Origin of the sequence: Knoellia sinensis KCTC 19936, from assembly GCF_000768705.1 — a bacterium.
Taxonomy (GTDB): Bacteria; Actinomycetota; Actinomycetes; order Actinomycetales; family Dermatophilaceae; genus Knoellia; species Knoellia sinensis.
This window is the reverse complement of record NZ_AVPJ01000004.1, coordinates 1-12,270: the sequence shown is the minus strand read 5'-3', so window position 1 is coordinate 12,270 and position 12,270 is coordinate 1. Positions and strand designations below refer to the sequence as shown.

The following is a 12,270-nucleotide window of genomic DNA, read 5'->3' as shown; positions in this document are numbered from 1 at the left end:
GCGTCCGCGAATGTGGTCGCCCACGCGACCAAACCTGCGGACGCGTGGGGTATGCCGTCCGCTTGCGTCCGCAGATCCGGTCGCCACCGCGACCAAACCTGCGGACGCCGAGGCGGGGCCGCGCTCAGTCCTCGGACTCGGATTCCGACGGCGATGGCGATGGCCCGCCGCGGGTGACCGGGGTGTCCGGCGCGCTCACGTCGATCGACGTGGGCTCCGTCGCGAGCAGGGCCCGCAGAATGGCCAGTTTGCGGTCCGCTTCGTCGGCGCCGCCCCAGACGACCTCGACGTCACCGAGCGTGAACGAGACGAGGTTCGCGGTGCTGACCCGGATGCTGCTGACCTGGTCGGCGAGGTCACTGGGGAGCGTGTGGATCACGGACAGGGCCGCCTCGAGTGCCGGCTTCGTCGTGCCCTTGGTGGAGTCCGCTGTGACAACGGGGACACCGGCCGGCGCGGTCCTGACGGAGCCGTACGCGACACCCGTGGCGTCCACGACCTCGAGTTGACCCTCAGGGTTCTTGAGGACCAGCGCAGGCTCGCGAGGCACAGCGCGGACGTGCAGGGTCGAGGGCCACCCTCGCTCGACCGACACCTCGGCGATGTTGCGACGCGTGCGGACGCGTTGCTCCACAGCCTCAAGGTCGACTCGAGCCAGAGGTGTTGTCCCGTCGACGTCGACAAGGTCGGCGACGGCCGTCCGGTCGGCGCCGGTCACCCCGGAAACCTCGACCGTGCGCGCGGCCAGCACTGGGCTCCAGAACACCAGCCACACCAGTGCCCCGACCACCGCAAGGGCCACGATCGTCCAGAGGATCCGAAGCCAGGGACGACGGCGGCGCTGCAGTGCCCGGGCCCGGAAGCGCGGCTCTGCGGAGGCGAGTCCCCGCGTCGAGACAGCCACGCGATCAGCGCTCCTCAAGAGCACGCAGGACGTGCGACGCGAGGGCGGTGACGTCACCGGCACCGACGGTGAGTACGAGGTCGCCGGGCTGCGCCTCTGCGGCCAGATCGGCGGCAATCGACTCGAACGAGCCGCCCACCGTCACGGACCGCTCCCCCGGCAGCTCGCGCAGCGGTGCCGCGATGAGCTCGCTCGTGATCCCCTCAGCCGGTTGCTCACGGGCGCCGTAGATGTCGAGGAGCACGACGGTGTCGGCCGGAGCGAGTCCTGCCGCGAAGCCCCCGGCGAAGTCGCGCGTCCGCGAGTAGAGGTGCGGCTGGAAGGCCACCAGCAGGCGGCCTCCTCGACGTCCCGCGATCTCGGCCGCCGTCGCGACGACGGCAGCAACCTTGCCGGCGTTGTGGGCGTAGTCATCGACCACGGTCACTCCGGCGACATCGCCACGAATCTCGAAGCGGCGCCGGGCCCCGTCGAACTCGGCGAGCCCGTCGAGCACTCGGGTCGAATGCGCGCCGAACCCCTCCGTCGCGGCCAGATAGGCGGCCGCCGCGTTGAGGGCGTTGTGCGACCCGGGGGTCGCCAGTCGGAGTGTCACCGAGTCGCCGCCGCTCCGGTGCAGCACGGTCGTCGTGCCGATGCCCTCGTCGTCGGCCCGGTGATCGGCCAGCCTCAGGTCGGCGGTCGCGTCGAAGCCGTAGGTGAGGACGCGGGTCCCCGCCGCCGACGCACGCGCCGCGAGGCGTTCGGAACCGGCGTCGTCGGCGCACGCGACGAGCAGCCCCCCTGAACGGAGCGACTCCGCGAACTCCGCATAGGCCGCCTCGACGTTGTCGAACGTGCCGTAGAAGTCGAGGTGGTCCGGTTGGACGTTGGTGACGATGGCGACCTCGGGCCGGTAGACGAGGAACGAACCGTCGCTCTCGTCCGCCTCGACGACGAACACGTCGCCGCTGCCCCATGCCGCATTGGTCCCCTGGCCAGCGAGTTCGCCACCCGACGCGAATGACGGGTCGAGACCGGCAGCCTGGAGTGCGACCGTCAGCATGGACGTCGTCGTCGTCTTGCCATTGGCTCCCGCCACCGCCGCCGGTCGGGCGTCCTTCATCGTCGCGGCGAGTCCCTGGGAGCGGTGCAGCACAAGGCATCCGGCGACACGGGCGGCGGCGAGTTCGACGTTGGTCTCGGGGATCGCCGACGAGATGACAACCGTGTCGACGCCCTCGACGTGCGCTGGGTCGTGGCCGACCGTGATCGTGGCGCCCAGCCCTCGTAGGGTCTCGAGCACGGCGCTGTCCTTGGCGTCGCTCCCACTCACGACCACCCCCCGGGCCAGCATGATGCGCGCGACGGCGGACATGCCCGAGCCGCCGATGGCGATGAAGTGGACACGACCCAGCGTCTCCAGCCCGGGGACTTCGCTGGTGAAGTCGAACCGGGCATTGCGTCCCTGCACGATCAGCCCTTTCCTGCGGCGTCGACCACGAGGTCGGCGAGCAACTCGTCTCCGTCGCGTTCGCCCACGGACGCCGCGGCCTTGGCCATGGCGGCGAGCCCGCTGGCGTCCCGCAGCAGGGGCACGAGGGTGCTCTCGACCCAGGCCGATGTGAGGTCTGCGTCATCCACGATGATCCCGCCACCCGCGGCGACCACCGCGCGTGCGTTGAGGCTCTGCTCCCCGTTGCCGATGGGCAACGGCACGTATGCCGCGGGGAGCCCGACCGCGGTCAGCTCACAGACCGTGTTGGCGCCAGAGCGCGCCACGACGATGTCCGCGGCGGCGTAGGCCAGCTCCATCCGGTCGGCATAGGGCACCACGACGTAGGGCGCACCTTCACCGCCCTCGACAGGGAACTCCTTGCCCGCGCCGGTGACATGAAGGACTTGGACGCCAGCCGTCCGCAGGGTCGCCACCGCACCGCGGAAGGCTTCGTTGATCCGCTGCGCCCCCAGTGATCCCCCGGTGACGAGGACGGTGGGCCAGTGCGGGTCGAGTCCGAAGTGGGCCATGCCCTCGGCGCGCCGGGCGGCGCGATCGAGGAGGGCGACCTCTCGACGCAACGGCATACCGGTCACGGTCGCTCCAGGCAGGGGCGTGCCCGGGAAGGTGACGCCCACGTGCTTGGCGAACCGCGAGCCGAGCTTGTTGGCCAGTCCGGGGCGAGCGTTCTGCTCGTGAATGACGACGGGAATGCCACGACGGCGCGCAGCGAGGTAGGCCGGAGTCGCGACGTAGCCGCCGAAGCCGACGACGACGCGGGCGTCAGCTCCCACGATGGCGGCGTCGGCGGCGTCCACGGCCCTCTTGAGTGAGCCGGGCAGTCGGAGCATGGCTGCCGACGGCTTGCGCGGCATGGGGACCTTGGGGACGACCTCCAGGTCGTAGCCTCTCGCCGGGACCAGACGGGCCTCAAGTCCCTCTGCCGTGCCCAGAGCTGTGATGCGCACCTCGGGTTCACGCCGTCTCAGGCAGTCTGCGAGCGCGAGCAGGGGTGACACGTGGCCTGCGGTGCCACCGCCCGCGAGCACGACCGAGCCGACCGCGCCGTCTGAAGCGCGGGGCGTGCGAGATGTGGGACTGGTGGGCGAACTCATCGACGAGACCTTCGTTTCGGCAAGACGGCGATGGACCGTTTCACCAAGGATGGACGGGCGGCAAGGGCTTTGGCGCATCCCGGTTCGGAACGGGCGAAGGACAACAGGATGCCGAGTGCAAGCATCGTTGTCACGAGGGACGATCCGCCCGACGACACGAATGGGAGGGGCACGCCGACGACCGGCAGCAGTCCGATGACAGCACCGACGTTGATCATCGCCTGGACGAGGATCCAGCTCATGATCCCTGCGGTGGCGACCCGCACGAAGAAGTCGTTGGTGCGCATCACCAGGCGGTAGCAGGCCAGGGAGAGGACGACGAAGAGGGCGAGCACCGTGATGCTTCCGCCCAGTCCGAGTTCCTCACCGATGATGGCGAAGATGAAGTCGTTGTGTGGCTCGGACAGCCACGACCACTTCTCGCGGGACTGGCCCAGACCGACGCCTGTCCAGCCACCGTCGGCAAGCGCATAGCGGCCGTGGATGCTCTGACGCGCCGGGCCGAAGGGGTCGGTGTCTCGGCCGAGCCACACGTCGAAGCGCCCCAGACGGTTGGGGCTCGTCACGACGAAGGTCACGGCGACGGCGGCGAACCCGGCGCTGGCCAACGCGAACCACCTGCCGGGGACCCCCGCGGTGAAGAGCACGCCGGCCACGATCGCCGCCATGACCAGAACTGTCCCGAGGTCGTTGCCGAGGAGCACGAGGGTGATCGCGAGCGCGGCGAACGGGAAGACATAGGGGACGATCGCGTGCCCCAGGCGTCCGAGCTGCTTGCGCTTGGCATTCAGGATCAGGCCGCCGCTCAACGCGAGGCCCACTTTGAGGAGCTCGGAGGGTTGCACCGAGACCACCTGCAGGTCGAGCCAGTTGCGGTTGCCGTTGATTTCACCGGCGCTCAGTGGGGTGAACACGAGCGCTTGCAGCGCGAGTCCGAGCACAAGGACCGGGAGTGCCAACTTCTTCCATGTCGCGACCGAGAGCCGCGAGGCGACGAGCAATGCGATGGCGCCGATCGCGGCGAACTGCAACTGGCTGAAGAAGACCGAGTAGGCCGACTTGGATTCATTCAGGGATGTGACGGTCGAGGCCGAGAGCACCATCACGAGCCCGAACGCGACGAGAGCGCACGTCACCGCCACGAGGGTGTAGTAGGTCGTGACTGGCCGGTCGAGTCGCTCGAGCCAGTCGGAGAACCCGAGGCCGCGTCGGTCCTTGACCGAATCCGTCAGGCGCCCCTTGAGGGGCCCGGTCGTGCTGCTCACTGCGTCACTCCCCCGACGCCGAGTGGCGGAGCACCGCCTCGGCGAAGGCGTCTCCGCGTGCGCCGTAGTTGGCGAACATGTCCATGGACGCGGCTGCGGGCGCGAGGAGCACGACGTCGCCCGCCTGGGCGAGCTTCGCGGCCTCGGTCACGACGCGGTCCATGACACCAGTGTCCGTCCCTGCCACGTCGACGACGGGGACATCGGGCGCGTGTCGGGCCAGTGCCTCGGCGATCTGGGCGCGGTCGCGCCCGATGAGCACTACACCACGCAGACGCGCGGCAGCTGCGCGGACGAGGTCGTCGACGTCGGCTCCCTTGAGCAGGCCGCCTGCGATCCAGACGACGTGCTCGTATGCCGTGAGCGAGGCTGCCGCTGCGTGCGGGTTTGTCGCCTTGGAGTCGTCGACGAACCTGATGTCATGGATCGTCGCGACGTGGGCGATGCGGTGGGCCTCTGGCCGGAAGGCCTTGAGTCCGGCACGGACCGCGCCGGGCTCCACGCCGTGGGCGCGCGCCAGTGCGGCAGCGGCCAGGGCGTTGGCGACGAGGTGGGGCGCGACATCGGGGGCGTCACCGCGCAGGTCGTCGATCGAGGCGAGTTCGGCGGCAGCGTGCCGGCGCTGCTCGACGAAGGCGCGATCTGCGAGGACGTCACCGACGACTCCCAGCATTGACGGCGCCGGCGTGCCCAGGGTGAAACCGACAGCACGACATCCCTCCTGGACGTCCGCATCCTCTACGAGACGCTCGGTCTGGGGGTCGTCGACGTTGTAGATGCAGGCGATCTCGGTGCCCTCGTAGACCTTGCCCTTGGCGCGGGCGTACTCGTCGTAGCTGCCGTGCCAGTCGACGTGGTCGGGTGCGACGTTGAGGCAGGCGGAGGCCTGGGGCCGAATCGACTCGGACCAGTGCAGCTGGAAGCTCGACAGCTCCACCGCGATGGCGTCGAACGGTTGCGGGTCCATCACGGCTTCGAGGATCGGCGTGCCGACGTTGCCGGCGCTGATCGCCCTCTCCCCCGCGGCTCGCAGGATCGACGTGAGCATCTGCACGGTCGTCGTCTTGCCGTTGGTGCCGGTCACCGTGAGCCACGGTGCGGCGCCCTCGAGCGGCCGCATGCGCCAGGCCAGCTCGACCTCACCCCAGATCGGCACGCCGGCCTCCGCTGCGGCAGCCAGCAGCGGCTGGGTCGGCGCCCACCCCGGAGAGGTGACGACGAGATCGACGGGGTCGGACGGCATACGCGAAACGTGGTCGGGACCGAGGCGCAACTCGGCGTCGAGGATCTCGAGGATGCGGGCACGCTCGGCCATCGCAGGAGACGAGTCGGACGCGGAGCCGTCGACGACGATGACGTGGGCCCCCCTGTCCAACAAGGCATCCGCGGCAGCGAAGCCACTCACGCCGAGCCCGGCCACGAGGACGCGCAGCCCTGTCCAGTCGGCCTCGCGGTGGGTCAGGGAGTCGAGGCGATCGGTGTTGCTCCTGCTCATACGGCGCCGACGACCCATTCGGCATAGAACAGGCCGAGCCCGAAGGCCACGAAGAGGCCGGCGATGATCCAGAAGCGGATGGTCACCGTGATCTGCTCCCACCCCAGCATTTCGAAGTGGTGATGAAGCGGAGCCATCCGGAAGATGCGTTTGCCGGTCGACTTGAAGGACGCCACCTGGAGGATGACCGACACCGTCTCGAGCACGAACAGGCCACCGAGGATGACGATGAGGAACTCGGTGCGCGTGACGATCGCGAGGCCGGCCAGGGCACCACCGAGACCGAGTGAACCCGTGTCACCCATGAAGATCTTGGCCGGCGAGCCGTTCCACCACAGGAAGCCGAAGCAGGCACCCATGATCGACGCGGCGACGATCGCGAGGTCGAGCGGGTCGCGGACCTCGTAGCACTTGATGCCCGGGTTGGTCTGGCAGTTCTGGTTGAACTGCCAGATGCCGATGAGGACGTAGGCCGCGAAGGTCATCACCGAGGCGCCCGTGGCCAGACCGTCGAGCCCGTCGGTGAGGTTCACGCCGTTGCTCGTGCCCGCGATGATGAGGTTGGCGAAGAGGATGAAGAGCAGGACGCCGGCGATCGTCCCCGCGAAGGCGAGGTCGATGTTGGTGTCGCGGACGAACGAGATCTTCGTCGAGGCGGGCGTGCGACCCGAGTCGTTGGGGAACTGCAGCGCGAGCACGGCGAAGATCGTCGCGACGAGCGTCTGCCCGAAGAGCTTCTCCTTGGACCGCAGTCCGAGGCTGCGCTGCTTGCTGATCTTGATGTAGTCGTCGAGGAACCCCACGAGACCCAGACCGGCCATGAGGAAGAGCACGAGGACGCCGCTCCAACTCGGCGCCGACCAGAAGACGAGGTGCGCCATGCCGTAGGCCGCCAGGGTGGCGATGATGATGACGGCTCCACCCATGGTCGGCGTGCCGCGCTTGGTGTGGTGCGACGTCGGACCGTCGTCGCGGATGAACTGGCCATAGCCGCGCTTGACGAGGAACTTGATGAACATCGGCGTCCCAAGGAGCGCGACGACAAGGCTCACCACCGCGGCAACGAGCACGGCCTTCACTGTGTGTCCTCCTGGATGGTGTGGTCTGTTGTGGTGCGGGCTGAGCTCTCGTCAGGCGTGGCCCGGGCGGACTCGGTGAGTTTGTCTCCGAGCCACCGTAGACCCGCATCGCGACTCGACTTGAACAACACGACGTCGGGTGGCGCGAGTTCTGCTCGGAGCAGGCTTTCGGCTGCGTCGGCGTCGGCCACCCAACGGATTCGGGTGCCGGGGACGGGCGCAACCTCCGCCATGGGGCGGGCTGTCTCACCCACGACGACAAGTTCATCCACACCCCGGCGCTGCGCCTCCACGCCGATGGCGGCGTGGTCAGCGTCGGACTCGTCTCCGAGTTCGAGCATGGACCCCAGGACGGCCCAGGTGCGCCGGCCCTCTCCCATCGTCTCGAGCGCCGCCAGCGCGGCACGCATCGAGTCGGGGTTGGCGTTGTAGGCGTCGTTGACGACGGTCACTCCGCCCGCCCGATCGGTGACCTCCATGCGCCAGCGGCTCACGATGCCCGCGCTTCCGATGGCGGTGGCCGCCGTGGCGAGGGGTATGCCGCATTCCAGGGCCACCGCGAGAACTGCCAAGGCGTTGCCCACGTGGTGTCGACCGACGAGGCTGAGAGCGATGGTCGCGTCACCCTTCGGCGTCACGGCACGGAACGTCGCCCGTCCGTCCCGGCCCACTGCGACATCCTCCGCTCGAACGGTCGCGTCCGGCGCCTCGCCGACGAGAACGACGCGCGCGCCGGTGCGCCCCGCCATGGACCGGACGGCTGGGTCGTCGGCGTTGAGAACCGCGACGCCGGCGGCCGGAAGCGCTTCGACGAGTTCGCCCTTGGCCTGTGCAATGGCGTCGCGAGAACCGAATTCGCCGACATGGGCCGTGCCAACGTTGAGGACCACGCCGATCTGGGGTGGCGCGATCGTCGTGAGGTAGTGGACGTGTCCGATGCCGCGAGCACCCATCTCGACGACGAGGAACCGGGTTTCTTCGGTGACGCGCGTGACCGTCAGCGGCACCCCCACCTCGGAGTTGTAGGAGCCGACCGGAGCGATGGTCGGGGCGGTGGCGGCAAGAACGGTGCCAAGGAGGTCCTTGGTGCTCGTCTTGCCCGAGGAACCCGTGATCCCGATGACGGTGAGGTCGGTCGCGCGGTCGAGCACCGCGCGTGAGATCGCGACGAAGGCTGCCTGCACATCGTCGACGACGACGCATGGCAGTTCGTCGACTGTGCGACTCGTCAGTGCGGCGACTGCACCCTTGTCACGAGCGCCACCGACGAACTGGTGGCCGTCCATCGCCTCGCCAATGCGGGCGACGTAGAGGCTGCCCGGCTCGGCCTCACGGGAGTCGGTGACGACTGCACCGGAGATGACCGGAGCCTGGGCGGAGGGATCGACTCCATGGAGCGTGCCGCCCGTGAGATCGGCGATCTCGGGCAGGGTCAGGGTGATCACGACGTTCCTCCCGTCGGTGCCGAGTCGTCGGCGGGGTCTGCGGCATCAAGCGCCAGCCGGAGCTCATCACGATCATCGAAGGGGTGCACCACTCCCCCGACCTCCTGCCCGGTCTCGTGCCCCTTGCCCACGACGGCGACGATCGAACCGGGGCCACCCTCGCGAGCGAGGCGCACGGCCTCACGGATCGCGCGGTGGCGACCATCGACCTCGACGAGAAGAGCGTCAGTGGCCACGGACTGGGCGCCCTCGAGCACCGCAGCACGGATGGCTGACGGTTCTTCGCTCCTGGGATTGTCGTCGGTCACCACGACGACGTCCGCGATCCCAGCGGCGGCGCGGCCCATGCCGTGGCGCTTGCTCATGTCTCGGTCACCTCCGGCACCGAGCACGACGACGAGGCGCCCGGTGGCCGCGGAGCGCAACGCCGTCAGGGCTGCCTCGACCGCGTCCGGCGTGTGGGCGTAGTCCACGACGGCCAACAGGTCGTCGGAGCCGACGGCCCCACCGGCGGTGGCTACGACCTTCTCCATGCGCCCGGGCACGTGCGGGTCCGTGAGGATCGCCCGGCTGACCGCGTCGACCTCCTCGCCGATGAGCAGGAGCGCCACCGCCGCCATCGCGGTGTTGGCCACGTTGAAGTCGCCGGGCAGTGCCGAGCGCAGGTCGAGTTCGGTTCCGTTGCCGCGCAACGTGAACCGTGATGGCTCACCCTCGTCGACCGTGACGATCCAGTCGGCCTCCTGGTCAGGTTGCGTGGTGAGGGTCGCGACCGGGACACCGGACTGCTCGACGAGGCGACGGCCCCAGATGTCGTCGACGCACACCAACCCCCGCACCGACCGCTCGCGCGTGAACAGTTGTGCCTTGGCGCTGAAGTAGTCCTCCATGTCGGCATGAAAGTCGAGGTGGTCCTGCGAAAGGTTGGTGAAGAGCGCAAGGTCGTAGACGACACCGTCGACGCGGTGCTGGCTCAGCGCATGGCTCGACACCTCCATGACACAGGTGTCGGTGTCACGCTCCTCCATGACGGCAAGGATCGCGTGGAGGTCGGTGGCCTCCGGCGTCGTGCGGACGCTCTTGATGCGCTCGTCGCCGATGCGGGTCTCCACCGTGCCGATGAGGCCAGTGCGATGTCCGAGGACGCCCAACGCACTGGCGACGAGGTACGCAGTGGTCGTCTTGCCGTTCGTGCCGGTGATCCCGATCATCGTGAGGTCCTGGTCGGCCGTGTCATAGATCGCCGATGCGACGGCGCCGAGCACGGAGCGCGGGTTCTCCACCACCAGGCTCGGCAGTGCGACGCCCGCCTCCCGCATCCGGGAGGCACCGTCGGCGTCGGTGAGAACCGCAGCCGCCCCGGACGCGGCAGCCTGCGCCGCGAAGTCGGCGCCGTGCGCACGGGCTCCCGGGAGGGCGGCATACAGGTCGCCGTTCTGGACGGCACGGGAATCGAGGGTCACCCCGGTGACCGTGACGTCGGCGACGTCACCGTGGGATGCACCACTGTCTGGGGATGCAAAGCTGTCAGGAGATGCACCGATGAGCAGCGCGAGACCACGAAGGCTCGAACTGTCATGGGAAGCGGGTCGGGGTGCGGACACGACCAGTCAGACTACTTGCCGCGCTCGCGTGGTTTGTCGCGAAGGGTGTCCGGGTTCGATGCGGCTTCCTCGGGTGAGACCGACAGGGTGATGGGGGCCTTGGCCGTGCCCGTCGGCGGAATCTTGAGTTCTTGGAGCGCATAGGTCATGACGTCGTGGAACACGGGGGCCGCGACCGTGCCGCCGAAGATGCTCGCGCTGGGTCGCTGCACGATCACCGCGACGACGATCTCGGGGTCGTCGGCCGGTGCGTAGCCGATGAAGCTCGCGGTCTTGCCGGAGTACTTGCGCAGGCGAGCGTCATAGAAGTCGGCGGTGCCTGTCTTGCCGGCGATGCGATATCCCGGGATCTGCGCCTGTGGCGCTGTGCCCTCCTTGGACACGACGCCCTCGAGCATCGCGTTGACCTTGGTGGCCGTGTCCTTCGAGACCACCCGGGTCCCCGGCTTCGTCTCGGCCTTCGTGAACTCGCCATCGGCGTTGGTCGTGCCCTCGACGAGCGAGGGCGTGACTCGGACTCCACCGTTGGCGATGGTCTGGAAGACCGACGCAGCCTGCATCGCGGTCACCGAGAGGCCCTGCCCGAACATCACCGTCGACCGCTGGGTTCCGCTCCACTTCTCGGCCGGCGCCAGCAGACCGGCCGACTCCCCCGGGAAGCCCAGGCCGGACTTCGAGCCCAGGCCGAACTTCCGGTAGTACTCCTCGAGACGCTTCGACTCGAGGGTCTCGCCGATGAGGATGGTCCCGATATTGCTCGACTCGGCCAGCGCACCGGCGACAGTCGCGTACAGCGTCGGGTGATCGTGGCTGTCCTTGAAGTTCGTGTCGAAGCGCTTCATCCGGTTGGGGATGATGACCGGTTGGTCGGGTGTGACCTTCTTGTCCTCGAGCGCCGCCGCGACGGTCATGACCTTGGCGGTCGACCCCGGCTCGAAGACGTCACTCAGGGCTTTGTTGACGAGGCTGCCCTTGGCCCGGCCGATGTCGTTCGGGTCGTAGGTCGGATAGCTCGCCAGGGCGAGCACCTTGCTCGTCTTCGCATTCATGACCACGACCGTGCCGGACTGCGCCCCCATCTTGCCCATCTGTTGGGCGAGTGCGTTCTGGGCGTACCACTGGATATTGGCGTTCACGGTGAGCGTGATGTCCTGGCCGTCGACGGCCTTGACCCCGCCCTGACGCCCACCCGGGATCTTGGACCCGTCCTGTGCCCTCTCGAACACCGAGTAGCCGGGGGTGCCCTTGAGCGCCTTGTCCATCATCGACTCCAGGCCGCCACCGGCCGCGCCGTCGTTGGTGACGTAGCCGACGAGTGACGCTGAGTTCGGCCCCTGCGGGTAGACGCGTTCGGGAACGGACTCAGCTGAGTCCTTGTAGATACCCGGGATGCCGAGTGCGGCGATCTTGCGCCACGTCAGTGGACTCACCTTGCGGTCGAGCACTTGGTATTGCCCCTTGCCCGCGAGCTTGGGACGGAGGTCGGCTGCTGTCGTGCCGAGGAGGGGCGCCAGAGCGGTCGCGGCCGCGTCGACGGCCGCGCCCATCGTCACCGGACTGCAGGTCTTGGCGTGCTCCTGCTTGTAGTGGCAGACAGCTGTCGGATCTGCCACGACCGTCTCACGAGCTCGACTCGATGCCAGGACGACTCCGTCGGACGAGGTGATCTTGCCGCGCAGCGCCGGGATCACGACCTTCTCGGTGCGCTGCTTGAGTGCCTCCTCGGCAACGGCCGCGGAGTCGAAGCCCTGGATGCGTAGGAGCTGCGCCGCAAAGATGCTGAACACGAAGAGCACCGCGACGGTGAGTCCGCGCATGCGGCGACGAGGATTGCCCGCAGCCGCCGGGCGGCGCCGGGACGGCGGCCGACGCGGCGGTGCCGGGCG

Annotated in this window: 9 protein-coding genes; all 9 read right to left on the bottom strand. The window is 68.8% G+C overall.

All coding sequences use genetic code 11. The annotated features are described in order from the left end of the window. Window positions 1-124: 124 nt before the first annotated feature. Entirely contained in the window at window positions 125-904 is a 780-nt protein-coding gene (locus N802_RS06485; RefSeq protein ID WP_035913916.1) for a cell division protein FtsQ/DivIB, read from the bottom strand. 4 nt (window positions 905-908) lie between these two features. Further along, window positions 909-2,357 carry a UDP-N-acetylmuramate--L-alanine ligase gene (gene murC, locus N802_RS06480; RefSeq protein WP_035913915.1) on the bottom strand — a complete coding sequence of 483 codons (1,449 nt, stop codon included), beginning with the start codon at window positions 2,355-2,357 and terminating at the stop codon, window positions 909-911. Between the two features lie 2 nt (window positions 2,358-2,359). Further along, the gene (gene murG / locus N802_RS06475) at window positions 2,360-3,496 is read right to left on the bottom strand and encodes an undecaprenyldiphospho-muramoylpentapeptide beta-N-acetylglucosaminyltransferase (RefSeq protein WP_052109523.1); all 1,137 of its coding nucleotides are present in this window, start codon (window positions 3,494-3,496) and stop codon (window positions 2,360-2,362) included. Beyond that, a complete protein-coding gene (ftsW, locus tag N802_RS06470) occupies window positions 3,493-4,761 on the bottom strand; it encodes a putative lipid II flippase FtsW (RefSeq protein WP_035913914.1) in 1,269 nt (422 codons plus the stop codon). The genes murG and ftsW overlap by 4 nt, the downstream gene beginning before the upstream one ends. A gap of 4 nt (window positions 4,762-4,765) precedes the next feature. Beyond that, complete coding sequence (gene murD / locus N802_RS06465; protein ID WP_035913913.1) at window positions 4,766-6,256, bottom strand: UDP-N-acetylmuramoyl-L-alanine--D-glutamate ligase; 1,491 nt, start codon at window positions 6,254-6,256, stop codon at window positions 4,766-4,768. After that, window positions 6,253-7,335 carry a phospho-N-acetylmuramoyl-pentapeptide-transferase gene (gene mraY / locus N802_RS06460; protein WP_035913910.1) on the bottom strand — a complete coding sequence of 361 codons (1,083 nt, stop codon included), beginning with the start codon at window positions 7,333-7,335 and terminating at the stop codon, window positions 6,253-6,255. The genes murD and mraY overlap by 4 nt, the downstream gene beginning before the upstream one ends. Continuing rightward, the gene (locus N802_RS06455) at window positions 7,332-8,780 is read right to left on the bottom strand and encodes a UDP-N-acetylmuramoyl-tripeptide--D-alanyl-D-alanine ligase (RefSeq protein WP_035913907.1); all 1,449 of its coding nucleotides are present in this window, start codon (window positions 8,778-8,780) and stop codon (window positions 7,332-7,334) included. Before N802_RS06455 ends, mraY begins: the two co-directional genes overlap by 4 nt. Next, window positions 8,777-10,384 carry a UDP-N-acetylmuramoyl-L-alanyl-D-glutamate--2,6-diaminopimelate ligase gene (locus tag N802_RS06450; protein ID WP_052109519.1) on the bottom strand — a complete coding sequence of 536 codons (1,608 nt, stop codon included), beginning with the start codon at window positions 10,382-10,384 and terminating at the stop codon, window positions 8,777-8,779. The genes N802_RS06455 and N802_RS06450 overlap by 4 nt, the downstream gene beginning before the upstream one ends. Window positions 10,385-10,395: 11 nt before the next feature. Then, window positions 10,396-12,270: peptidoglycan D,D-transpeptidase FtsI family protein (locus N802_RS06445; protein WP_342666745.1), on the bottom strand; the 1,875-nt coding region annotated here is incomplete at its 5' end.